20 protein-coding genes are annotated in these 25,658 nt (G+C 41.4%); 10 read left to right on the top strand and 10 right to left on the bottom strand.

Annotation, left to right across the window (positions count from 1 at the left end; all coding sequences use genetic code 11):
* The first annotated feature begins 5 nt into the window (after positions 1–5).
* From glpK to MHH65_RS04600, 5 genes are all read left to right on the top strand, one after another.
* On the top strand, positions 6–1,502 hold the full coding sequence (gene glpK, locus MHH65_RS04580; RefSeq protein ID WP_034282273.1) for a glycerol kinase GlpK: 1,497 nt from the start codon (positions 6–8) through the stop codon (positions 1,500–1,502).
* A 140-nt stretch (positions 1,503–1,642) separates the two neighbouring features.
* Entirely contained in the window at positions 1,643–3,304 is a 1,662-nt protein-coding gene (gene glpD / locus MHH65_RS04585) for a glycerol-3-phosphate dehydrogenase (protein WP_034282271.1), read from the top strand.
* A gap of 194 nt (positions 3,305–3,498) precedes the next feature.
* The gene (locus MHH65_RS04590) at positions 3,499–5,244 is read left to right on the top strand and encodes a phospho-sugar mutase (RefSeq protein WP_098676766.1); all 1,746 of its coding nucleotides are present in this window, start codon (positions 3,499–3,501) and stop codon (positions 5,242–5,244) included.
* Positions 5,245–5,399: 155 nt separating this feature from the next.
* Positions 5,400–6,545 carry a GAF domain-containing sensor histidine kinase gene (locus tag MHH65_RS04595; protein ID WP_081124153.1) on the top strand — a complete coding sequence of 382 codons (1,146 nt, stop codon included), beginning with the start codon at positions 5,400–5,402 and terminating at the stop codon, positions 6,543–6,545.
* Positions 6,542–7,192 carry a response regulator transcription factor gene (locus MHH65_RS04600; protein ID WP_024425298.1) on the top strand — a complete coding sequence of 217 codons (651 nt, stop codon included), beginning with the start codon at positions 6,542–6,544 and terminating at the stop codon, positions 7,190–7,192. Before MHH65_RS04595 ends, MHH65_RS04600 begins: the two co-directional genes overlap by 4 nt.
* 371 nt (positions 7,193–7,563) lie before the next feature.
* On the opposite strand, the gene MHH65_RS04605 is transcribed toward MHH65_RS04600, so the two are convergent.
* Positions 7,564–7,812, bottom strand: coding sequence for a YhdB family protein (locus tag MHH65_RS04605; protein WP_024426598.1), 249 nt, complete (start codon positions 7,810–7,812; stop codon positions 7,564–7,566).
* A 248-nt stretch (positions 7,813–8,060) separates the two neighbouring features.
* On the opposite strand from MHH65_RS04605, the gene MHH65_RS04610 reads away from it, so the two are divergent.
* A complete protein-coding gene (locus tag MHH65_RS04610) occupies positions 8,061–8,324 on the top strand; it encodes a YqzG/YhdC family protein (RefSeq protein WP_227001728.1) in 264 nt (87 codons plus the stop codon).
* A gap of 110 nt (positions 8,325–8,434) precedes the next feature.
* On the opposite strand, the gene MHH65_RS04615 is transcribed toward MHH65_RS04610, so the two are convergent.
* The gene (locus MHH65_RS04615) at positions 8,435–9,910 is read right to left on the bottom strand and encodes a catalase (RefSeq protein ID WP_024426596.1); all 1,476 of its coding nucleotides are present in this window, start codon (positions 9,908–9,910) and stop codon (positions 8,435–8,437) included.
* Positions 9,911–10,069: 159 nt separating this feature from the next.
* A complete protein-coding gene (locus MHH65_RS04620; RefSeq protein WP_024426595.1) occupies positions 10,070–10,501 on the bottom strand; it encodes an Rrf2 family transcriptional regulator in 432 nt (143 codons plus the stop codon).
* Positions 10,502–10,684: 183 nt separating this feature from the next.
* Between MHH65_RS04620 and MHH65_RS04625 the strand changes: the two genes are divergently transcribed.
* Together MHH65_RS04625 and MHH65_RS04630 are read left to right on the top strand one after the other, a co-directional pair.
* Positions 10,685–11,884, top strand: a complete 1,200-nt coding sequence (locus MHH65_RS04625; RefSeq protein ID WP_024426594.1) for a globin domain-containing protein — start codon at positions 10,685–10,687, stop codon at positions 11,882–11,884.
* A 76-nt stretch (positions 11,885–11,960) separates the two neighbouring features.
* Positions 11,961–13,373 carry a SpoVR family protein gene (locus tag MHH65_RS04630; protein WP_024426593.1) on the top strand — a complete coding sequence of 471 codons (1,413 nt, stop codon included), beginning with the start codon at positions 11,961–11,963 and terminating at the stop codon, positions 13,371–13,373.
* Between the two features lie 38 nt (positions 13,374–13,411).
* Here the strand turns inward: MHH65_RS04630 and garD are convergent, their stop codons facing one another.
* The 7 genes from garD to MHH65_RS04665 form a co-directional block, all read right to left on the bottom strand.
* On the bottom strand, positions 13,412–14,941 hold the full coding sequence (gene garD / locus MHH65_RS04635; RefSeq protein ID WP_065214176.1) for a galactarate dehydratase: 1,530 nt from the start codon (positions 14,939–14,941) through the stop codon (positions 13,412–13,414).
* Positions 14,942–15,003: 62 nt separating this feature from the next.
* Positions 15,004–15,708, bottom strand: coding sequence for a FadR/GntR family transcriptional regulator (locus tag MHH65_RS04640; RefSeq protein ID WP_034282256.1), 705 nt, complete (start codon positions 15,706–15,708; stop codon positions 15,004–15,006).
* A gap of 71 nt (positions 15,709–15,779) precedes the next feature.
* On the bottom strand, positions 15,780–17,144 hold the full coding sequence (locus tag MHH65_RS04645; protein WP_268413116.1) for an enolase C-terminal domain-like protein: 1,365 nt from the start codon (positions 17,142–17,144) through the stop codon (positions 15,780–15,782).
* A 27-nt stretch (positions 17,145–17,171) separates the two neighbouring features.
* Positions 17,172–18,548 carry an MFS transporter gene (locus MHH65_RS04650; RefSeq protein WP_046310382.1) on the bottom strand — a complete coding sequence of 459 codons (1,377 nt, stop codon included), beginning with the start codon at positions 18,546–18,548 and terminating at the stop codon, positions 17,172–17,174.
* 65 nt (positions 18,549–18,613) lie between these two features.
* Positions 18,614–20,080, bottom strand: a complete 1,467-nt coding sequence (gene gucD / locus MHH65_RS04655) for an alpha-ketoglutaric semialdehyde dehydrogenase GucD (protein ID WP_034282252.1) — start codon at positions 20,078–20,080, stop codon at positions 18,614–18,616.
* 21 nt (positions 20,081–20,101) lie between these two features.
* Positions 20,102–21,028, bottom strand: coding sequence for a 5-dehydro-4-deoxyglucarate dehydratase (gene kdgD / locus MHH65_RS04660; protein WP_098676768.1), 927 nt, complete (start codon positions 21,026–21,028; stop codon positions 20,102–20,104).
* A 180-nt stretch (positions 21,029–21,208) separates the two neighbouring features.
* The gene (locus MHH65_RS04665) at positions 21,209–22,570 is read right to left on the bottom strand and encodes an alkaline phosphatase (RefSeq protein ID WP_098676769.1); all 1,362 of its coding nucleotides are present in this window, start codon (positions 22,568–22,570) and stop codon (positions 21,209–21,211) included.
* Positions 22,571–22,923: 353 nt separating this feature from the next.
* On the opposite strand from MHH65_RS04665, the gene MHH65_RS04670 reads away from it, so the two are divergent.
* Complete coding sequence (locus tag MHH65_RS04670) at positions 22,924–23,754, top strand: C40 family peptidase (RefSeq protein ID WP_041116968.1); 831 nt, start codon at positions 22,924–22,926, stop codon at positions 23,752–23,754.
* Positions 23,755–24,206: 452 nt separating this feature from the next.
* A complete protein-coding gene (locus MHH65_RS04675) occupies positions 24,207–25,607 on the top strand; it encodes an amino acid permease (protein WP_098676770.1) in 1,401 nt (466 codons plus the stop codon).
* Positions 25,608–25,658: the final 51 nt, after the last annotated feature.

Consider the following 25,658-nt stretch of genomic DNA (forward strand, 5'->3'; position numbering starts at 1 on the left):
ACATCATGGCAAAAGAAAAATATATTCTCGCTTTAGATCAAGGGACAACAAGCTCAAGAGCGATCTTATTTGATCAAGAAGGCAAAATTGCTCATACAGCACAGAAGGAATTTAATCAATATTTTCCGAACCCAGGCTGGGTAGAACATAATGCAAATGAAATTTGGAGCTCTGTTCTATCCGTCATTTCAACTGCTTTAATTGAATCAGGCATTGAAGCAGATCAAATCGCCGGTATCGGAATTACGAACCAGCGTGAGACAGCAGTTGTTTGGGATAAACATACAGGCGCACCCGTTTATAATGCAATTGTTTGGCAGTCTAGACAAACGTCTGGCATTTGTGAAGAGTTAAAAGCGCAAGGACACAATGAAACGTTTAGAAATAAAACGGGTCTTCTCATTGATGCTTATTTCTCAGGGACAAAAGTAAAATGGATTTTAGATAATGTAGAAGGTGCTCGTGAGAAAGCAGAAAATGGCGACTTGCTGTTTGGCACAATTGATACATGGCTCATTTGGAAGATGACAGGCGGTCAATCACACGTCACAGATTACTCCAACGCGTCAAGAACATTAATGTTCAACATTTACGATCTGAAATGGGATGAAGAATTACTTGATATTCTTGGCGTACCTGCTTCTATGCTTCCAGAGGTGAAACCATCCTCACACATCTATGGTGAAACAACAGACTATCACTTCTTCGGCAGAAATATCCCGATTGCAGGAGCGGCGGGAGACCAGCAGTCTGCACTATTCGGTCAGGCTTGCTTTGAAGAAGGAATGGCGAAGAACACGTATGGTACAGGATGTTTCATGTTGATGAATACAGGGGAAAAAGCAATTAAGTCGGATCATGGTTTATTAACGACAATTGCATGGGGCATTGACGGTAAAGTTGAATATGCTTTAGAGGGAAGTATTTTCGTAGCTGGTTCAGCGATTCAGTGGCTGCGCGACGGACTGAGAATGTTTAAAGACTCAAAAGACAGCGAAGCCTATGCAAAGCGCGTTGAGTCAACAGAGGGCGTATATGTCGTTCCAGCATTCGTTGGTCTAGGCACACCATACTGGGACAGTGATGTCAGAGGCGCTGTATTCGGATTAACACGCGGTACTTCTAAAGAGCACTTTGTCCGTGCAACGTTAGAATCACTTGCTTATCAAACGAAGGATGTTTTAGATGCGATGGAAAAGGATTCAAACATCTCATTAAAAACGTTGCGTGTGGATGGCGGAGCTGTAAAGAATGATTTCTTAATGGGCTTCCAAAGTGATTTGCTGGATGTACCAGTAGAGCGTCCAGAAATTAATGAAACGACGGCACTCGGTGCGGCCTATCTTGCGGGAATAGCAGTTGGCTTCTGGAACGACCGTTCAGACATTGCAAAACAATGGAACCTTGACAAGCGCTTTGACCCTAAAATGGAAGAGGACAGCCGCGACTCGTTATACAGCGGGTGGAAAAAGGCTGTAAAAGCAGCTCAAGCTTTCAAATAAACCAAAAGTATGGTATACTTCAAAGTAAGTTAATAGAACGGTTGGAGAACTGGAGAGACCGCAGGCACCGAAGTGTAGAAATACGCTTTGGGTGTTTGCGGTCTCTTTTTCTTTACCGTACAACATGGGAGGAACAAGAGATGACTTTTTCTAGCTTAGAAAGAGAACAAATGCTGCAGGAAATGACAAAAAAACCATATGATGTGTTTATCATTGGTGGGGGTATAACAGGCGCTGGTACAGCACTTGACGCGGCTTCACGCGGAATGCGTGTCGGTCTTGCAGAAATGCAGGATTTCGCTGCAGGTACGTCTAGCCGCTCAACGAAACTAGTGCACGGCGGACTTCGTTATTTAAAACAATTTGAAGTGAAAATGGTCGCAGAGGTCGGTAAAGAGCGTGCCATTGTATACGAAAATGGTCCTCATGTCACAACGCCAGAATGGATGCTTCTTCCGATGCATAAAGGCGGGACATTTGGTAAGTTTTCAACCTCTATTGGGCTTAGAGTGTATGACTTTTTAGCTGGCGTAAAGCATAGCGAACGCAGAAGCATGCTAAGTGCAAAAGAAACACTTGAAAAAGAACCGCTTGTCAAAAAGGACGGCTTAAAAGGCGGCGGCTACTATGTTGAATACCGTACAGATGATGCACGCCTCACAATCGAAGTCATGAAAGAGGCTGTGAAATTTGGAGCGGAGGCGGTCAACTATGCGAAAGTAAAAGAATTTATTTATGATAAAGGCAAAGTGGTTGGTGTTGTCATTGAAGATGTCATGACACAGAAAACCTACGATGTGTATGCGAAGAAGATCGTCAATGCGACAGGTCCATGGGTAGATCAGCTGAGAGACAAGGACCACTCAAAAGAAGGAAAACATTTACAGCATACAAAAGGAATTCACTTAGTATTTGACCAATCGGTCTTTCCATTAAAACAAGCGATTTACTTTGACACACCTGATAAACGTATGGTCTTTGCCATTCCAAGAGAAGGCAAAACGTACGTTGGAACAACAGATACAGTGTACAAGAAACAGCTGGAGCACCCGCGTATGACAAAGGCCGATCGTGACTATGTCATCCAAGCGATTCAGTACATGTTCCCTGATCTCAATATTACAGAAAAAGATGTAGAATCCAATTGGGCCGGTCTTCGTCCGCTCATTCATGAAGAGGGCAAGGATCCTTCAGAAATTTCTCGTAAAGATGAAGTGTGGACATCATCTTCAGGCTTAATCACCATTGCTGGCGGTAAATTAACAGGCTACCGTAAAATGGCTGAGCATATTGTCGATCTAGTACGTGATGGACTGAAACAGGAAACGGGCAAAGATTATGGACCATGTAAAACAAAACATATGCCAATCTCAGGCGGCCATGTAGGCGGATCTAAAAACATGGCAGCCTTTGTTCAAGCGAAAACAGCAGAAGGAGCATCTGTTGGTTTAACAGAACCGATTGCACAAAAACTAGCTGAAAAATATGGTTCAAATGTCAGCAGTCTCTTCAAACGTGTCGAGCAGCTTCAAGGGGAAGCAGACAAACGAAATATTCCAGCGTATGTACTGGCAGAGCTTGTCTATGCGATTGAAGAAGAATTAGCCGTTACTCCTGTTGACTTCTTCTTAAGAAGAACAGGAAGCCTATTATTTAATATCAATTGGGCAAAAAAATATGCACAGCCAGTCATCGATTATATGGCAGAACGTTTTGGCTGGGATGAAGCAGCAAAACAGAAATATCAAACAGAATTAGATCAACTATTCCATGAAGCAGTCGTACCGCTTGATGCTGAATAAAAAGAAGACAAAGGGCTAAAGCAAGATCATTTTAACCCTTTGTGAACAAACTGAAAGCCGATCATGTATCGGCTTTTTTTATTTGTGCAGCATTTTTTCCAACTGCTAATGATATAGCATGACATAAAGGATGATTCCATATAAAATAACAGTAGATGTTATTTTATTGATGATAAGAGCTGGGGAGGACGACCATGAGTTGGAAGACGAATTATGAGCGATGGATCAATGAGAAGCACCTGGATACTGAACTAAAGGAATGGCTGGAGACGCATCAAGATGACCACCAGGCCATTGAAGACTGTTTCTACAAAAACCTTGAGTTCGGCACTGGAGGAATGCGCGGTGAGATTGGTGCAGGCACGAACCGAATGAATGTGTACACTGTTCGTAAAGCATCAGCAGGTCTTGCTGCGTATATTGCGAAACATGGAGAGGATGCAAAAAGAAGAGGCGTCGCCATTGCATATGATTCACGCCATAAATCGCCTGAATTTGCAATGGAAGCAGCCAGAACACTTGCTTCACAGGGCATTCAAACGTACGTATTTAATGAATTGCGTCCGACACCAGAGCTCTCCTTTGCGGTTCGTGAGCTGCATGCATTTGCTGGAATCGTCGTGACAGCAAGTCATAATCCACCAGAATATAATGGCTATAAAGTGTATGGTGAAGATGGCGGGCAGCTGCCTCCATTTGAAGCAGATCAAGTCATTCAAGAAGTAGATGCAATTGAAAATGAACTGTCGATTTCAGTTGATTCTGAAGAAACGTTGAAACAGCAAGGGCTGATCAAAATAATCGGAGAAGAAATCGACCATGCTTATATTGAAAAATTAAAAACCATTAGTGTGCACCCTGAGCTGGCACATGAGGTCGATGTCAAAGTCGTGTTTACTCCGCTTCATGGGACAGCCAATCACCCTGTCAGAAACGGGCTGCAGGCTCTTGGATATCAGCATGTCACTGTTGTGCCTGAGCAGGAAAAACCAGATCCACAATTCTCAACAGTGACCTCGCCGAATCCAGAGGAGCATGCAGCATTTGAGTACGCCATTAAGCTTGGTGAAAAACAAAATGCAGATATCCTCATTGCCACAGACCCAGACGCTGACAGGTTAGGCATTGCGGTCAGAGATCACGAAGGAGAATTTACCGTCTTAACAGGCAACCAGACAGGCGCCCTGCTGCTTCATTATTTATTGTCTGAAAAACAAAAGCTGGGTCAATTGCCGCCTCGTCCCGTTGTGATGAAAACCATTGTCACAAGTGAGCTTGGGCGCGCTGTAGCATCAGCTTTTGGTGCCGACACGATAGACACACTCACAGGCTTTAAATTTATTGGAGAAAAAATTAAGCAGTTTGAAAAGAGCGGAGAATACACGTTTCAATTCGGTTATGAAGAGAGCTATGGCTATTTGATCGGTGACTTTGCCCGAGATAAAGATGCGGTGCAAGCGGCACTTTTAGCCGTTGAAGTTGCTGCTTTCTATAAAAAGCAGGGCAAGTCCTTGTACGATGCGCTTGTTGATATTTTCAAGCAGTTTGGATTTTACCGGGAAGGATTAAAGTCGTTAACCTTAAAAGGAAAAGAAGGAGCAGAGCAGATTTCAGCGATCCTTCATACCTTTAGAACAAATCCGCCAGCTGCCATCGCAGGGCAGCGCATCACAGTGATTGAGGATTATCAATCAAGTCAAAGACAACTTGTGGCTGAAAAGAAAGAGGAAACCATTCACCTGCCAGCATCAAATGTGCTGAAATATTTCCTTGAGGATGGTTCGTGGTTCTGCCTGAGACCTTCAGGAACTGAGCCTAAAGTGAAATTTTATATTGCAGTCAAAGGCACGTCTTTAACAGATAGTGAGGAAAAGCTGAAGCACCTGTCAGAAGAAGTGATGAAAGTCGTTTATGATATTGTGGAAGAAACAGCGAAATAACGAAAGACAAGGCCATCGTGTATGAATGCATGATGGCCTTTTCTCAGCCAAAAGGATGAGAAGAAATCATTCTTTTGGAGAAAGAGCGACGAGGGGGCTCATGGTATAATGAGCGTAATGATAAGTGAAGGCTGCAAATGCCGGGGGTAAACAGTATGGGAGAATACCAAGAGAAGGTTGAAACATTAAAAACGTTAAAAGAAATTGCTGAAAAGCTAAATGAAGGCATGGAAATGAAAGAAACGCTCCATGAAGTGCTCCATATGCTGATGGATGTCACAGGTTTTCATTCAGCATGGATTTATTTTATAGAAAAAGACGGGTCATATGAACTGATGGCAGAGGTTTCCTTACCTGAAGCACTTGCAAAGCATCAAAAGCAGCTCATGTGTCAAAATGATTGTTATTGCATCAACCGATACACAAAAGGCTCGCTGCAATCAGCCACCAATATTATTAACTGCAAACGGATTGAAACGGCAATTGAAGAAAAGCTCGGGGATACAGAAGGAATTACTCATCATGCAACCGTACCGCTAAAAGCGTGTAAGCGTACGTTCGGCTTATTAAATGTGGCGGCAAAAGGAAAAGTCACATTTACGCAAGAAGAGCTGAATTTGCTTGAAAGCATTGCACTTCAAATTGGCACCGCCATTCAGCGGATGAAGCTTGTGCAAAATGAACAGCAGCACGCACTTCTGGAAGAAAGAAACCGGCTCGCACAGGACTTGCATGATTCTGTCAACCAAATGCTGTTCTCTGTGAGTCTGACTGCTAAGGCTGCACGGCAAATGACAAGCGATCAACATTTAGGGGAAATGATTGATTTTATTCAGCATTTGTCACAAGATGCTCTGATTGAAATGCGGTCACTCATTTGGCAGCTGAGACCCAGAGGCCTTGAAAAAGGGTTTACGACAGCAATTGAAGAGTATGCACAGCTTTTAGGATTACGCTGCACTTTATCTTTATCAGGCTGTATAGAAATGGACCATTCTCACAATGAAACTTTGTTTCGGGTATGTCAAGAAGCGCTCAATAACTGTCAAAAACATGCGGAAGTAGAAGAAGTCGAGGTCAAGCTTGAGCAATCAAAAGACACGTTGGAGATGAAAATCATTGACCACGGAAAAGGTTTTCAATATGACGAGCAGATGAGCCTTCCTTCACTTGGGCTGAAAGGGATGTCTGACCGCATCCGAAGAGCAGGTGGTACATTTTGTATCCATTCAGAGTTAGGTAAAGGAACTACGATTCATGTAAAAGTGCCATTTTCACAAGAAAGGAAGGGATCGTCATGAGAGTTGTCATTGCAGATGATCATCATATTGTGAGAAAAGGGCTTGTGTTTTTCTTGCAGACACAGTCTGATGTGGACATCGTTGGTGAGGCGTCCAATGGGCAAGAGGCATTAGAGGTTGTCAGAGAAACCCGGCCTGACATTGTCTTAATGGATTTGTCTATGCCTGTAATGAATGGCATTGAGGCAACGAAACAAATGACGCTGGAAATGCCGGACTCCCGCATTGTGATCCTGACAAGCTATGCGGATAAAGATTATGTCATTCCCGCCATTCAAGCAGGGGCGAAAGCCTATCAATTAAAGGATGTAGCACCAGAAAAGCTGCTTTCGACCATGATTGAAGTTCAAAATGGCACCTACCAGTTAGATGGTCATATCACGACCTTTCTCGTGCAGCATCTGACAGAGCCAAAAGAGCAGAAATGGGCATTGATGAAAGAGCTCACCAATAGAGAGCGAGATGTCTTATTTGAGATTGCAAAAGGCAAAAGCAACAAAGAAATTGCCTCATCGCTGTTTATTTCTGAAAAAACTGTCAAAACGCACGTATCTCATGTATTATCAAAATTAGAGCTGGCAGATCGAACCCAAGCGGCTCTGTATGCAGTGGATTATCAAAAAAATCAGCCGAAAGAGCTGCTATGACAGAAGGAGATCTAGACGTCATGCTAAAACGTTTAAGCGCACATTCAATTCAATGAATTGAATAAAAAAGAGAAGCATGAACAGTCTAATTTCTAATAGAAAAACCATAAAAGACTTGATGAGTGTATGCTCATCAAGTCTTTTTTTATTTTAAAGGAGGGGATGAACCGGTCAATCACAGGTGAATGTAAAATAGGAGGGGAACTAGTGAGGCATATGAATTAGTAAGTGATTTTCGTCATGATGACAAATTAAAAGAGAACTTGAATAAGCTTGCGATCCATACATTATCTCTAACGCTTCCCATTCAGCGCACTGCTAATTGTATATAAAAGGGAAGGGCTAAAAAAATTCATTTTAGCCCTTTTTCTTTATGTGTACATCGGTTGTGAATAAACTTCAGAAGCAGCAGCCTCTGAAGCATGATCAATGTACTGCAGGAGCCCATATAAACATTTTTCAACATCTGCATCGTTCCGGTTAAATTGATACGCATGTAAGAAATGCTCAATACGTTTCGAGAGCAAATCATCTTGCGTACGTACCATAAGAATAAGTAAATTATCCCATTGCGAGCGATGCGTATAATAAAGTGCTTTATCATAATCCGCCACATTCATTAAACCTTCTCCTTTCCCTTGAGAAGTCTTCATTAGTTTGCTCGGATCATATCGACTTTTTCAGGGGAAAAGTTGGTGTCCGCATCAATCGTGTACCGGGAATTATAGGCTGAATAATTGCTTCATGTATGAAAAAGGACAGGCTTGCTAAACCTAAACAAAACATATATGAAAGTGAGTTCAATGATATCATGCAGCCGAAATGGTGGATGCTTATTGCAGCAGGAATCGTTTTGCTTGGCAGTTTGATGATTCATCCTGCATCAAAAGCAGCGGTGCTGCCGTTTGAAAATTGGGAAAGACTTGCATACACAGCGTTTAAAGATGAATATAAAGGTGCCGCTTTAAATGATTATCATTACATTGGCCGGACTGAAGTGAATGATGAGCAGACAAAAGATGTGTTTCGTGTCACTGTAAAGGAAGGATCAACTCGCTTTGCCGCACATGCAGAAATTTATTTTCATCCGGTGACTGGTCATTTGATTAGTATTAACGTGTTTCGATTATAAAAAAGCCCCTTTTTTGTAAAGGGTGCTCGAGGCGTTCAGTCAAAAAAGACAAAGGGCTAAAATAAAGATCATTTTAGCCCTTTGTCCAACAATTTTTTTTCGAAATGGAATTACTTCATGCTTCCTTGAAGATAAGCACGAATATCCACACCAAGTGAATCTGCTAATCGCTGGCCGTAATCTTCATCGGCACGATAGAAGTTGCAGATTGCAAGTAATTTTGTTTGGTCATTCACATCTTTCAAATCAGCTGTGAGGTTTTTAATCAATGCTTGTTTCTCTTCTTCAGAGTAGCTTCGATATTTTTCTCCAGCTTGTTTGAAATCGTTCGGTTTTTCAATTTTTTGTCTCACCATACGGTCACCGTGAAGAACTGGCTCACTTTCTTTGTAGTGAGGGTTTTCTTTTGGCTGATCGGCATAACGGTTTGGTTCATAGTTAATATGACCGCTTGGACGAGTCGTTGTCATAAAGCCATCCTGCTGGTTATTGTGTACAGGTGCATAAGGGCAGTTAACCGGAATGCGCATGTAGTTCGCACCGAGTCGGTGGCGCTGCGTATCAGGATATGAGAACAGACGACCTTGAAGCAGTTTATCTTCAGATGCCTCAATTCCTGGAACAAATGCACTTGGCGTGAAAGCAGACTGTTCTGTTTCAGCAAAGAAGTTTTCAGGATTGCGGTTGAGTGTCATGCGTCCTACTTTTTGAAGCGGGTAATCTTCCTCGCTCCACGTTTTTGTTGGGTCACATGGATCATAATCAAGTTCATCATAATCGCTAAGCGGCATAAGCTGAACATATAAGTCCCATGCTGGGAAGTTACCTTTTTCAATGCGGTCATATAAATCTCTTGTCGCATGCTGGAAATCGTTTGCTTGAATTTCCGCTGCTTCTTCCATAGATAAGTTGCGAATACCTTCAGAAGGTCTCCAGTGATATTTTACATATTTTGCTTCGCCGTATTTATTCACCCATCTAAATGTATGCACACCAGAACCGCGCATTTCAGCATAGCTTGCAGGGATTCCTTCATCAGAGAAAAGCCATGTGAGCATATGAGTGGATTCAGGCGTTAAGGTCATAAAATCCCAATAACGGTCAGGATCTTGAATATTGGTTACAGGATCTGGCTTGAGAGAGTGAACCATATCAGGGAATTTCAATGCATCACGAATAAAGAAGATCGGCAAGTTGTTACCAACGAGATCATAGTTGCCTTCTTCTGTATAAAATTTGACAGCAAAGCCGCGCGGGTCACGCAATGTTTCAGGTGAACCTTTTGGATGAATAACGGTGGAGAAGCGAACAAAAACGTCTGTTTGTTTTCCTTCTTCACTTAAGAAGGCTGCTTTTGTATGTTTCTCCATGCTGTTTTCTACTTCAAACACACCGTAAGCGCCGGCACCTCTTGCATGAACGACGCGCTCTGGAATACGTTCACGATCAAAGTGTGCGAGTTTTTCAATCAAATGGTAATCATCAAGAAAGGTAGGTCCGCGGTGACCAGCTGTTCTTGAGTTTTGGTTATCGCCAACAGGCACGCCTTGGTTCGTTGTCAAATTTTTATGATTTGAATTTGTCATTCTTTTCTCCTCCTGTAAACAAAAAAGTGTTTTCTAGCAATCTATATACCCTAATTATATTGAATCAAACATGATAGTCAATATTTATTTATAATAATTTTAAATAAATTATTATTACAAGAAGGTAAAGAAAAAGACGAAAGAATAAATTCTTTCGCCTTAAAGCAGGAGCTCTCTAAGAGCATCTTTGTTTTGTGTTAAATCGTTTAGTGTGTATCGGTCTAGAACGGTTAAATAAGCAGTGAGTGCTTCATGAAGTACATGCTTTAATGAACAAATTGGGGAGATGATGCAGCTGTTTTTCTTTGGATCAAAGCATTCAACCATGACTAAATCATCCTCTGTATAACGGACAACCTCTCCAATATTAATGCTTTCTGGGCTTTTTCCAAGCCTGATCCCGCCATTTCTTCCGCGAATCGTTTCCACATACCCGCGTTTTCCAAGATGATAAATCACCTTTGTCAGATGATTTTTAGAAATGCCATAAACATCGGCGATCTGCTGAATATTTGACAGTTCATTATTTTCTCTCGAAGCTAAATAAATGAGTACCCTTAATGAGAAATCTGTGTAATTCGTAAGTTTCATTTTGACGACCTCTAAACCTAATAGAGTTTTGTATCATCGTAACACATTTTAGACAAAAACTGTTCGAGAAAGTGTAAAATGTGACAACATTTAAAACATGTATTATAAATATTGCTTTTAGAGACTGTCATCCATTACGATAAAGATGTATTTAAAATACTTCTTTTGAAAGAAGGAATGACGATGTTATCTAAAGATCAAATGAATGCAATAAAGCAATCAGCTCCTCTACTAAAAGCCGAGGGAACCAAACTTGTCACTGTTTTTTATCAAAATATGATTCGCCAGCACCCGGAGCTGCTCAATCAATTTAATAAAACAAATCTGATGAACGGAAGTCAGCCAGAGGCACTTGCTGCGACACTATATCAAGCTGCACTGCACATTGATCGATTAGAAGAATTACTTCCTGCGGTCAAACAAATTGCCCATAAGCATGTCAGTGTCATGGTCAAAAAAGAACAATACCCAATTGTCGGATATCACCTGATTGAAGCGATGAAAGATGTGTTTGGCTTAAGAGAAGAGGATGCCACTTTATTAGCTTGGAAAGCTGCATATGACATCATTGCGAATATTTTCATGACCATAGAAGCAGAAATGATGGATGAAAATGTGAAACAGACAGGCGGATGGGCAGATGTGAAGCCGTTTGTGATTAAGAAAAAGAAGCAAGAATCTCCATCGCTTATCTCTTTTTATTTAGTACCAGAAGATGAATCAGAGCTGCCATTGTATCAAGCAGGCCAATACATTACGGTTCAGGCAGATATGCCAGGAGAAGCCTATATGTGCAGCAGACAATACAGTTTATCAGACGAGCATCATCCATCTTATTACCGCATTACAGTGAAGCGTGATGGTCATGTGTCTACATTTTTGCATGATGAAATGGAAGAAGGGGACGTTCTTCAAGTGAGTATGCCGCAGGGAATGTTCTGTTTGCAAGATGACATAAAAGAGCCTGTTTATTTCATCAGTGCTGGGTCTGGTGTTACACCAATGATGGGTTTAGTGAAAACTGCCGCACAAAACAGCCAGACATTCACGATGATTCATGCAGATCGATTAGAGGATGTAAACGCTTTTGAAAATGAGTTTGAACGCGTTCTAGCTTCAGCTTCCTATGGACGCATCATCCTATGTAACGAACAATTTGCGCAGTCTGGAAAGGGTGAACTTGTTGAGAAAGCGGCTTCCCGCATTGACCGTCCATTTCTTCAATCGGTGATCGGAGAAGGGAAAGGCCAATTTTATCTATGCGGTTCCCCGGTGTTTACACAGGAGATCATTCATATTTTAAAAGAGCTTGGAATTCCATCGCGCAATATTCATTTCGAAGCATTTGGCGGGCAATCCACAAAAGAAATGGAAGTCGTCTAAACGGTTGGCGGAACATCATGTTTTTTTACATACGCTCATATAGTAGGGATAAGTCCGATGAGGAGGGATGGTTTCCTTGAGCGTATCTGAAAAACGTCTTTTACAAAGAGCGATTGATGAAATTACAGAAATTGCAGAAGGATTTGGTCTAGATTTTTATCCGATGAGGTATGAAATCTGTCCCGCGGAAATTATTTATACGTTCGGTGCATATGGAATGCCAACACGATTCAGCCACTGGAGCTTTGGGAAGCAATTTCATAAAATGAAGCTTCATTATGATTTAGGATTAAGCAAAATTTATGAACTGGTGATCAATTCAAATCCTTGCTACGCCTTTCTACTAGATAACAATACGCTCGTTCAAAATAAATTAATTGTGGCTCATGTATTGGCACACTGTGATTTCTTCAAAAATAATTGCCGTTTCCAAAACACAAAACGAGATATGGTCGAAAGCATGTCAGCAGCGGCAGAGCGGATCAAAGAATATGAGCATATCCACGGAACAAAAGAAGTCGAAGCCTTTTTAGATGCCGTATTGGCTATCCAGGAGCATATTGATCCGTCTCTTGTTCGATCAAAATTAAGCTGGAATATGGACGATAAAGAAAGTGAAGATGATAAACCAAAACGTCAAACGCCTTATGATGATTTGTGGGGAATGGATGAGCCGAAAATGCGTGAGAAAAAGAAAACCGTTAAGCAATTTCCGCCAAAGCCTGAAAAGGATCTTTTACTCTTTATTGAAGCGCATTCCCGGGAGCTGGAGCCATGGCAGCGGGATGTTCTTACCATGCTGAGAGAAGAAATGCTCTATTTTTGGCCGCAGCTGGAAACAAAGATTATGAATGAAGGCTGGGCATCGTATTGGCACCAGCGGATTATGCGGGAGCTTGATTTGGATTCAAGTGAATCGATAGAGTTTGCGAAATTAAATGCAGGTGTGGTGCAGCCATCTAAAACAGGCATCAATCCTTACTATTTAGGGCTGAAAATTTTTGAAGATATTGAAGAACGCTATAACAACCCATGTGAAGAATTAAAAAAAGCAGGGGTCAAAGAAGGATCTGGCCGCAGTAAAATGTTTGAAGTCAGGGAAATTGAATCGGATATTTCTTTTATTCGAAACTACTTAACGAAAGACCTTGTGATGAGAGAAGACTTGTACTTGTTTCAAAAGCAGGGGAGAGATTATAAAGTCATTGATAAAGAATGGAAGGCGGTTCGTGATCAGTTAGTCAGTATGAGAGTGAATGGCGGCTTTCCGTATTTGACCGTGATCGATGGTGACTATTTAAAAAATAACGAACTTTATATCAAGCATTGGTATGAAGGCATTGAACTTGATCTGAAATACTTAGAAAAAGTCCTTCCGTATTTATATCAGCTGTGGGGAAGAAGTGTGCATATCGAGTCCGTTCTTGAAGGAAAAGAAGTGATGTTTTCTTATGATGGAAAAGGGGTTCATAGGAAATATCTCGCTTAATGATCATAAAAAAAGATGTCCTCAAACGGACATCTCTTTTATGTGACTGGGGCTGGATTAAATAGACACAAATCGTTATGAATCCCCCAATGATCGGCCCATGTTTCTTTCCGGCCGCTGGCGATATCTAGTATATAATGAAACAGGTCTGTACCGACTTCCTCGATTGTTGCTTCTCCGGTTGCAATACGGCCGGCATCAAAATCAATAAGATCCGGCCATTGTGTCTGTAAGCTGGTTTTCGTAGAAACTTTTATTACAGGTGCTGCTGCTAGGCTGTATGGAGTTCCTCGGCCTGTTGTGAAAATTTGTACATTCATACCAGAGGCGAGCTGCAGTGTTCCGCAAACAAAATCGCTTGCCGGCGTCGCAGCAAATATCAGCCCTTTGGTGGCCGCTTTCTCACCAGGCCCAATCACACTAGATATTGGACTTGTGCCAGATTTGGCGATAGAACCAAGCGCCTTTTCTACGACATTGGATAAACCGCCTTTTTTATTTCCTGGGGAAGGATTTGCACTTCTATCTGCTTGACCTCTGCTTAAATAGTCGTCGTACCATTTCATTTCCCGTATAAGTGCCTGCCTCGTTTCTTCATTCAAAGTTCTTGGAGTTAATAGGTGAATGGCATCACGCACTTCTGTCACTTCTGAAAAAAGAACCGTTGCTCCTGCTTTGACAAGGAGGTCTGCTGCATATCCAACGGCGGGGTTTGCTGTTACACCTGAGAATGCATCGCTTCCACCGCATTGTAAGCCTACCACTAAATCCGATACAGGACATGGGACGCGTGTCCGCCTATTGAGTTTCTTTAGTTTGTGCTCTGCAGCCTTCAGAATGGAGGTAATCATTGAAGAAAAGCCTGATTCCTCCTGTAATGTTAAAATATCGTCTTGCCGCTCTTCTGACACAATGCGTGATGGTATGAGTTTTTCACAGCCTAATCCAATGACGAGCACTTCTCCGCCAAAGTTCGGATGTGTGGCTAAGTTTTGGATGGTTCTGATGGGAATGACCGCATCTGGTGCATGAATGGCCACACCGCAGCCGTATTGGTGGTGGAGGGGAATTACGTCATCCACATTTGGATATTTCGGCAGCAGATCTTCCTTGATTTTTTTGACCGCATAGTCAAGAACCCCAACGACACATTGCACGCTTGTTGTAATCCCGAGAATATTTTTAGTACCAACAGAATGATCTGGATTTCGGTATCCCTGAAATTCATAACCATCAAGCTTTTTAAGCGGAGGACCGCTGTATGTTAGGCATGATAATTTGTCTAAAGGAGGAGGAGCTGGCATTTGAACGAGCTCTTCTTTCACCCAGCTTCCCTGTATGATGGTTTCGTTAGCGTATCCAATGATTTCACCATATCGCACAATTGGTGCATGCTGTTCAATTGTCTTAAGTGCAACTTTATGCCCTTGAGGGATGCGTTCAGTTAACGTCAATCCACTTGAAAAGCTGGTGCCAGCTGGTAGTCCGCCATCATTTACGATGATTGCTACATTATCCTTTGAACTTACCTGAATATATAGGGGTGCTTCCTTTGCTTTTTGATTCAAGAGATCACTCCTTTGAAAGCGCTGTCTTTTTTAAGAGGAGAGGAAGCATATCCGCTTCCGTATCATGGCGTTTGATTTAATCCTTTTAAAATCTTATCACGTACAAACTTCAAATGTTCATGCATATGGAAGTGTGCTTGATATGGGTCTCTAAGCTGAAGCGCTTCATAAATTTTCTGATGATAATTAACGGTCACGTTTTTTTCTCGATAAGGAATTTGGCTGTCAATCTTGGCGTGTGATACTAAAAGCGCCTGAATCATGCCTTCAACAACTGGATTGTTTGCACTTAAGGCAATAATCCGGTGGAATTCTTTATCGGCTTCACCATAGTTGTTATCTGTACTTTCCTCAATCATTTCAATGGTTCTTTCTAATTTTTTTAATTCTTCATCACTAATTTTCTCAGCAGCAACGGTGACAAGGCCTAGTTCTAGTACCATACGAGCTTCTAGAATGGCTGGTAAATTATCTTGAGCCAGTGCGAGCATAACTGAAAATGGCTGATTGCTAATTTTATCATTAAAATATGTACCGCCTCGTGTTTTTCTAGTGATAACGCCTAATGTTTCAAGAGAACTTAAAGCTTCGCGCAACACAGGGCGGCTTACCGATAAAATATCCATGAGTTCCATTTCTGTTGGCAGTTTGTCACCAGCTTTTAATTGTCCGCTAGACAATAAATGAACGATACGTTCTATGACTTGTTTTGCTAATGTTTTTCGATTCACTGTTTCAAATTTAAGTTCATCCATACTTTCATTCACGAGTCATTCTCTCCCTTCAGTTGTTCAATTGTAAGACAAAATGAAGGGGAATACAATCATTTACAGTCAAACTACCGAATCAAACACGGTTTTTTCGGGTCGAATGTCCAGCCATTCATGAGATATTGCATCTGAATGGCATCATTTCTTGCACCAAGCTTCATTTGTTTATATAAACGGTTGGCTTCCTCTATCTTTTCTAGATCAATTTGAATACCCAGCCCGGGTTCTTGTGGCACTTTGACACGACCTTCTTTGATTGAAAGTGGGTTCTTGGTTAAATGCTGGCCATCTTGCCATATCCAGTGGGTATCAATCGCTGTTATATGACCTGGTGCAGCAGCGGCAACGTGTGTAAACATGGCCAGAGAAATATCAAAATGGTTGTTTGAGTGCGATCCCCAAGTCAAGCCGTTATCATGACACGTTTGAGCGACTCTAACTGAATCTTCCATTGTCCAAAAGTGCGGGTCCGCCAGTGGAATATCAACTGCATGTAATTGGATGGCGTGTGACAATTGACGGAAATCAGTTGCGATCATATTTGTAGCCACTTGAATGCCGGTAGCTCGTTTGAATTCGGCCATAATTTCTCTTGATGAGAATCCGTCTTCTGCTCCACATGGATCCTCTGCATATGCAAGCACATGTTGTTTTCCTTTGCAAAGCTGAATGGCTTCATCAAGAGACCACGCTCCATTAGGATCAAGTGTGATGCGCGCATTTGGAAAACGTTTTGAAAGAGATTCTACAGCTTCCATCTCTGCTTCCCCGGAAAAGACACCGCCTTTTAACTTGAAATCCTGAAATCCATAGCGTTCATAAGCCGCTTCAGCCAAACGGACAATGTCGATCGGTGTTAGTGCTTTTTGACGCCTTAGCCGGAACCAGCTGCAAGATGAATGATCTTCTTTCAAATAGGGGAGAGGGGTTTTCATTTGATCCCCTATGTAAAATAAATACCCAAGCATGTCAACGACCTGTCTTTGTTGACCTGTTCCTAATAAAGAGGCAACCGGTTCTTCTAAAAATTGACCTAATAAATCCAAGAGAGCCGCTTCTAACGCTGTAACAGCATGTATTGTTGTCCGTAAGTCAAAGGTTTGATTGCCTCTCCCGCTTCTATCGAGGTCTTGATATGTTTGCTGCACCGATTGCAGGATGGCATGATATTGCCCAATTGGTTTTTGGAGGACAAGTCTGGCGGCTTTTTCAAGTGTTTGTCGAATGTTTTCACCGCCGGGAACTTCTCCGACTCCTTGACGGCCGCTGCTGTCTGTTAGTATGACAACATTTCTTGTGAAAAAAGGTCCATGCGCTCCGCTTAGATTCAAAAGCATACTGTCATAGCCGGCAACAGGAATCACCTTCATGTCAGTAATGTAAGGGAGATTGTTTGCTCGTTCCTTTTTGACTTCTTTTAAGTATTGATTCATATATATCCTCCTTTATATAAAGCGCTTTCAAATAGAGCTGGATGGGACTTGGGCCGGAGGTGTTGAAGGGGGTTCTTTTAACTTCACACGTTTAATGGGACCCACAAGGAATAAATAACTTAAGATTGCAATAACGGCATTACTGCCGACAAAGACGAGCGCACCACTGAAAGAGCCTGTCGCATTGACAATATATCCAATGATAATGGGTGTTGTAATGGATGCAATGTTGCCAAAGGTATTAAATAAACCGCCGCTTAACCCGGCACATTCCTTTGGGGAGGTATCTGATACAACGGCCCAGCCAAGTGCACCGAATCCTTTTCCAAAGAAAGCAAGCGACATAATCGCAACAACAATCCATGAAGATTCTGTATAGTTGCAGATGATCATACTGCATGAAAGAAGCATGCCGATAATAATGGGTGTCTTTCGTGCGAAAGTAAGCGATTTCCCGCTTTTTAATAAAAAATCGGATAACAAGCCGCCAAGGATTCCGCCTAAAAAACCGCAGAGAGCTGGCAGGGAAGCAACAAAACCTGCTTCGAGAATGGACATTCCTTTTGCTTGAACAAGATACACAGGAAACCACGTCAAGAAAAAATAAGTGAGGGTGGTAATGCAATATTGAGCAATATAAACCCCAATTAACATCCGATTTGAAAGTAATTGTTTCACGTATGGCCATTTGGATTCTTTGTTTTGCTGGCTCTTTTCATCGTCCATTGAGGTCAAAGCCCCGCCTTTTGATATGTAATCGAGCTCTGCTGCGTTAATTTTCGGGTGTTGTTTTGGATTATAGACGGTTTTTATCCAAAGAAAAGACAGCAAAATACCGAGGATTCCCATAACAACAAAAACAGAATGCCATCCTAAAGAATGTGTAAGCCAGCCCATAATTGGAGAGAAAATGACAAGCGCAAAATACTGAGCTGAATTAAAGAAAGCAGAAGCTGTTCCACGTTCAGAACTAGGAAACCATGCAGCCACTACACGGCTATTGCCTGGAAAGGAAGGAGCTTCCGCCAGCCCTACTAAAAATCGCAGGGTAAAAAGGAGAATAATCGCAGTACCCGCTGTAAAAAAACCTATGGCACCTTGAAACAATGTAAACAAAGACCAAAAGAAAATACTGCAGGCAATCACCATTTTAGAACCGAATTTATCCAATAAATAACCGCCAGGCAATTGGCCAATGACATATGCCCAGCCAAAAGCAGAAAAGACATAACCCATTGATACAGAGCTAAGACCAAGGTCATGTTGAACAGAATCTCCAGCAATAGAAAGGGTAGCACGATCTGCATAATTGACAGAAGTGACAAGAAACAGCATGAAGACGATAAACCAGCGGACAGACGTTTTTTTATCAGTTTGTGAAGCATGGAAGAGGTTATTTATCATCATTTCTTCTCCTTTTCTAAAATAGAGAATTGAGGAGGGCAGATGCCCTCTCAAATGCTTCAATTTTACGATTTAATGAAAACGGTTTGAATGGCTGTAAAGAATTCCTTTGCCGCTTCTCCTTGTTCACGAGAATGAGAGCTTGATTGTTTCATTCCACCAAATGGTGCCTGTAACTCTACACCAGCACTTTCTGCATTAATTCTAATGAGCCCAGCTTGGATATTCTGAATAAAGGACAGCATACGACCGATATTTTGTGTGAAAATAGAAGCGCTTAAGCCAAAAACCACATCATTGGCAATGTGAAATGCTTCATTGATATCTTGCACTTTGATTAAAGCAATGACAGGACCAAATATTTCTTCTTGAGCGATGGTCATGTCTGAGGTGACATGTTCGAAAATAGCAGGCTCAATAAAATAACCATTCTGATAATCACCATCTGTTAATGGTTCCCCGCCAAAAAGGAGGGTGGCACCTTCTTTTTTTCCAGTTTCAATATAGGAAAGGCATTGATCAAGCTGCTGTTTGCTTGCGATCGGACCCATCCATACGTCTTTTTTTAAACTGTCCCCAATAGTGATCTCTTGCGTTTTTTGAACGAGTTTTTCTTTAAAGGCATCATAGATGTCTTCTTGGACAATGACTCGGCTCGTTGCTGTACATTTTTGTCCAGTTGACCGGAAGGCTCCTGTAATGGCTGCTTCTACCGCAAGATCAAGATCCGCATCATTGGCTACGATAACGGGGTTTTTTCCTCCCATTTCAAGCTGATACTTAATCCCGCGATCAAAGGCTTTTTGACCGATGGCTTTACCCGTTGCATTTGATCCAGTAAATGTAATTCCTTGGATATTTGGATGTTCAATCATTCCTTGACCTACGACAGCTCCCGATCCTGTGACCATATTGACTACTCCTTTTGGAAGGTGGGCATCTGCAAAGCAGGCCATGATTTTTGCGCAAGTAACGGCAGTTTCTGTCGCAGGTTTAATGACGACCGTGTTCCCATAAATGAGTGCAGGAGCCATTTTCCAAATAGGGATGGCAATAGGGAAATTCCAAGGAGAGATGATGCCTACAACACCTAATGGAACCCTTTTAGTGAACATGAGTGCCTCTCGGTCAGTAGAAGGAATGACATCGCCTTCTTTGCGCATTCCTTCGCCGGCATAGTAGCGGAGAATGGCTACACCGCGTGCCGCTTCTCCTTTTGCCTCAGGCAGAGTTTTACCCATTTCTTTTACAGCAGTAATGGCAATGTCATCGAGACGTTCTTCCAGCAAATCAGCTGCTTTATAAAGATATTGTCCTCGTTCTGCACCTGATAAATCTCGCCACATCGTCTTTGCTTCATGAGCTGCAGTGATGGCTGCGTTTACATCTTCGAGACTTGAGCGCTGCACATATCCAGCAGCCTCCTCTTTGTCGGCAGGATTTTGAATGGGGATCACTTCTCCTGTGGAAGCCTTTACCCATTCACCATTGATATAATTGAAGTACGTTTTTTGTTTCACTGAAGTGGACATAATATGAGCTCCTTTCTTTCGTTAATTCACAGCCGCTTTTTTCGGGAAGCGTTCCATTGCGTGCTGTAAAATGTTCTCTAGTTCTTGATAGTGTTCTTTTTCTACAGGAACAACAGGCGGTCTTGCTGAATTGCGGACAGAATGTCCCATGATGTTCATGCCGGCTTTAATGAGTGAGACGGCATAGCCCTTTCTCTGTTGGCGAATCCGGTTAATCGGTAGAATAACAGTTGTGTAAATGTCCTTGACCGTTTCTTGATCACCCGTTTTTAGTGCGTGATAGAACATTCTTGAGATGTGCGGGATATAATTAGAAATTGCGGAGGAATAGGAATGAAAACCAATCGGTAAGTAAGCCGGCATTGTGACCTCTGCCATAGGCAATCCATTTATATAGCTGAGCCTGCTGCCTATTGTATAGGAAAGATTCACGTTTAAATCCATATCACCGACCCCATCTTTTACACCAACAAGCTGTTCAAAAGAAGTGAGCCGTTTGATTTGCTGCACAGAAAGAACAGCATTATCTCGTTGATATAAGATGGCATTTAGGTTTGTACTTTCTATAATGGTTTTGGCGTATTCATATAGTCCTTCTTGTTCACCATGAATTAAATAAGGAGGGAGTAATAAGTAACCGTCAAGGCCTTTTTCCTCGGAAATTTTTGCCCACTCCAGTGCGGTATTTAAATTTCCGCCAACTCCTGAATAAACAGGAACTTGACCACCGGCAGCTGCAAGTGCCACATCAATCATTTGCTCGTATTCTTTTTGACTAATAGACTGAAATTCTCCCGACCCACATGCAATAAAAATGGCATCGAGCCCTTCGTCTAGTAAGAATTGAATGTTTTGAAATAGTGCTTCCTCAGAAAGCTGACCATTTGCTTGAAAAGGAGCGATAGGAAAACCTAATATGCCTTCTGGTGCTCTTCTACCTTGAATCATTGCTAAAAACCTCCTGTAATTTGTTAAAAAGAAAGGTAAGCGCTACCAAAAACTCTTTTGTTTAATTGTAAGACAAATAAACAATTTGTCAATATCTTTATTTTCAGAAATTTCAACTGGAAGATTGAACAATAAAAAGAGCAGGCATTTTCTACACCTGCTCTTACAATGTTCTTCGTTTTATTGATGAAGTAATTTAAAGATATGTTTCGCTTGATCTGTATTTTCCATCAGACCTTTTAGCTGCTGGCTTGTTGGGCCATACGCAAAGAATGGAACTTCATCACCGGTATGACCAGAAGTTGTCCAGCCTGTATGTGATCTTGTATTGATCACTTCTTCAATCGCATCATCAATTTTAACAGTATCCTTTGTTTCAGCGGCCTTTTGAATAGAGGCTGTTTCTTCTTTTGTGAAATCAAGATTGATATATTGTTTCAGCGCTGACTCGACAGGCATGCCGCTGACAATTTTGTTTGCGATAAAGTCAGGCGTTTTTTTCGCTGCTTTGACCGGTTTGTAATCCCAGCTGCCTGAACCGTCTGCTCCAAAGGAAAGTCCGCCAGTTGAATGATCTGCGGTCGTGATGACTAACGTGTTTTTATCCTTTTTCGCAAAACGGATCGCTTCTTCAAATGCTTTTTCAAAATCCTTCATTTCGCTCATCGCACTGACAATATCATGATCATGTCCAGCCCAGTCAATTTGACTGCCTTCGACCATAAGGAAAAATCCTTTTTTGTTTTTAGACAGCTGTTTGATGGCTGAGGATGTCATATCTTGCAGGGAAGGGGTCGTTTGATCACGATCAATGGCTTTATCGAGACCTCCATCAGCAAAAATGCCTAACACTTTTTCATTTTTGTTTTTTTGTAAGGCGGCTTTATTGGTGACATAATCATAACCGGCTTGTCTGAATTCCTTCGTCAGATCACGATCCTTTCGGACAAAATCGACAAGTCCTCCGCCAAGCATGACATCGACTGTATGCTGTTTTCCGATTTTCTCATCGAAGAAGTCATCAGCGATGGCTGCAGTGTTTTTCCTAGACACATCGTGAGCGGCATACGCAGCAGGCGTAGCATTTGTTAATTCAGATGTCACGACAAGACCCGTCGATTTTCCTTTTCGTTTGGCTTCTTCTAAAACGGTTTTTAGTTTTTTGCCGTTTTTGTTTACACCAATGGCATTGTTGTATGTCTTTTTACCAGTGGCCATGGCTGTACCAGCTGCTGCTGAATCGGTAATGTTACTTTTAGAGTCGTCAGGGTATGTTTTATGCATGCCAGTGAGGTAAGGGTCAAACGCTGTTTGCTTTGAAAGGTCACCGTTGTGTTTAAATGAGCGGTAAGTTGAAAGATAAGGTGTTCCCATGCCATCTCCAATCAGCACGATCACATTTTGCACGTCATTTTTCGGCTTCTTTTTAGCCTCAGCTTTGTCAGCTTGTCCAAATTCAATCCCTGAAAAAATGCCAATCGATAGCACAGATGCTGCTGCCACTGCAGCAATTTTCGTTTTCGAGCTTTTCAACACACTCATTCATTTTGCCTCCTCATTGTTTATGTATCGCTCTTACGTTTACAATGGTAGAGCAGAAGTGTGGATTCCTTTTTACAGCACCGTAAAGTTCACTTTAAAATTGTAAAGGTCCACTTTACATAGAATGAACCAAAAAGAGAAATGAATGTATCATTTATCCATGACAAGATGCGATTATTTTGTCATGATTGTGTAATGAAAATGAAATAAAAAGAACCCTAAAAAAAAATAAATTTTGCCGAATTAATAAGCATAATGTCGTAGGAAGTCAAGACTATTTCTTCTGGTATTTGATCCTTATAATAGGGAGTAGATAAAAATTCGGATCAGATAGATACATACAGGAGGAACAAATGAAAAAACAATTGATCACAGCTGCAAGTGCAGTTCTACTTGGGACGACATTATTTGCCGGCGCTGCCTCAGCACAATCAGTAAAAGTTCAAAAAGGTGACTCTCTTTCTGTTCTAGCGAAAAGATACAAAACAAGCGTGAGCAAAATTAAATCAGACAATAAGCTGAAATCTAACGTGATTTATGTTGGACAAACCTTAAAAGTGAATGGCACTTCTTCGAAAAAAGCAGTGAAGACATCAAAAACAACAACAAAAGTAAAAACGGCTTCAGCAACTGCCACTCATAAAGTTGTCAAAGGTGATACATTATCTAAGATCGGCAAAAAATACGGGATGACTGTGAAAGAGTTGAAATCGTTAAATAAACTTAAAACAGACCTCATTAAAATCGGGCAAAAGCTAAAGGTGAAAAAGACGTCTAAAGTAAAGGCGAAACCTGTGAAAGAAAAAACAGTCTCTACTTCTTCCTTAAACACGTCTAAGCTCATAGCAGATGCTAAAGCGCAAAACGGTACTCCATATAGATGGGGTGGAACGACACCGAAGGGCTTTGATTGCAGCGGATTTATGTGGTATATCATTAACAAACAAAAAAAGATTTCAAGACAAACAACTGAAGGTTTCTGGGGATCGATGAAAAGTGTATCCAAACCAAAGGCTGGAGATTTTGTCTTCTTTACAACGTATAAATCGGGTCCATCTCACATGGGTGTCTACCTTGGGAACAATAAGTTTATCCATGCTGCTTCTGACGGTGTAACGATCAGTGATATGACATCAAGCTATTGGAAGCCTATTTATCTTGGAGCGAAAACATTTGTAAACTAATTCATTTTAAGAGACTGCTATGAAGCAGTCTCTTTTTTCATATATCATTTGTGCCGCAGAACTGGTCTTTTTCTCATAGATCACTATCGGTCTAAAGGCTTTAAAATAACATAATTGTGACCCCGCTTTTAAAAAAAGGGTCTTATTTTTGTTGAATAATAAGTATATGAAAAAAATATAATCTTCCATGTTGTATCATAAATAGAGGGAGACAAACTATCAATTGAATAAGGATTGAAGAAAATCTAACCGTTTTATTGACAATATTTTCGTTGATATATAAGAATTTTCACTCTATTTTTTAAAAAAGTGTTTTCATTTTTTAATTTTCATATATAATAATTTTACGCCACCAATTTATTGCGCTAAATTTAATCTAAATATTCAGAAAATATTGTGAATTATATGAATGTGGCGTCTTTAGACTGATACTAAGTTTTGGGAGTGATGGTATGAGCAATTCGTTGTTTAGAAAAAAGAGCATTTCAGAGCTCATTGCGGCAACACAAGGGGAAAAAGCATTAAAAAAGGAATTGGGTTCATTTGATTTAACCATGCTGGGCATTGGAGCCATTATCGGGACAGGGATATTTGTTCTAACAGGTACAGGAGCCGTCACTGCGGGGCCAGGACTTGTGCTATCATTTGTCATCGCAGGTCTTGCTTGTTTGTTTGCAGCACTGTCATATGCGGAATTTGCTTCAACAGTGCCTGTGTCAGGGTCTGTGTATACATTTACGTACGCATCAATGGGGGAATTTCTAGCATTCATCATTGGCTGGGATTTAATATTAGAATATATGCTGGCTGCTAGTGCCGTTTCAGCGGGCTGGTCAGGCTATTTTGTGTCTTTTTTAAATGGGATAGGGGTTCATATACCAGTTGAGTTAACAGCAGCACCAGGTGGTTTAAAGGGACACGTGACATATTTTAATCTTCCAGCATTTATTATTTTAATGGTCATCACCTTCCTGCTGTACTTTGGTATTAAAGAATCAAAACGAGTAAATAACATCATGGTTATTATGAAAATTGCTGTGATTCTGCTCTTTATTTTAGTCGCTGTGAAATATGTAAAACCTGAAAACTGGACACCATTCGTTCCATTTGGGACATCAGGGGTCTTAAGTGCAGCAGCCCTAGTATTCTTTGCATTTATCGGGTTTGATGCAGTTGCTTCTGCGGCAGAGGAGACAAAAAATCCATCACGCAACCTGCCTAGAGGAATTATTACTTCTTTATTGATTTGTACGCTGCTTTATGTCGTTGTCAGTGCGATTATGACGGGCATCGTTCCTTTTATGAATTTTGAAGGAGTATCACATCCAGTGTCTCTCGTTTTACAAGTAGCCGGACAAAACTGGGTGGCTGGTATTGTGGATGTCGGAGCGATTCTAGGGATGACAACCGTGATGCTTGTCATGTTGTACGGCCAGACACGCGTGATGTTTGCTATGTCTCGTGATGGCTTGGTGCCAAAGGTATTATCAAAAGTTCATCCAAAGCATAAAACTCCTTACATCAATACATTGTTCTTCGGTACATTGTCAGCATTAATGGGTGGATTTATTCCACTTGATGAGCTGGCAAGTTTAGTGAACATCGGGACACTTTCAGCATTCATTTTGATTTCAGTGGCGGTCATTGTGATGAGAAAAACGCAGCCGGACTTACCAAGAGCTTTCAGATGCCCGGCAGTTCCGCTTATTCCGATCTTAGCTATTCTATCTTGCGGATTGCTCATTTATAAGCTTGGTGCAATCACCTTTGTACGTTTCTTAATCTGGCTTGCCATTGGGCTGGTTGTGTATTTCTTATATTCAAGAAAGCATTCAGAATTGAATAAACAATAAATGAAAAAAGCCCGTGATGCTTGGCATTAGTCAAGTAACACGGGCTTTTGC

This window comes from Bacillus sp. FSL L8-0654 (assembly GCF_038629965.1).
Classification (GTDB): domain Bacteria; phylum Bacillota; class Bacilli; order Bacillales; family Bacillaceae; genus Bacillus; species Bacillus safensis.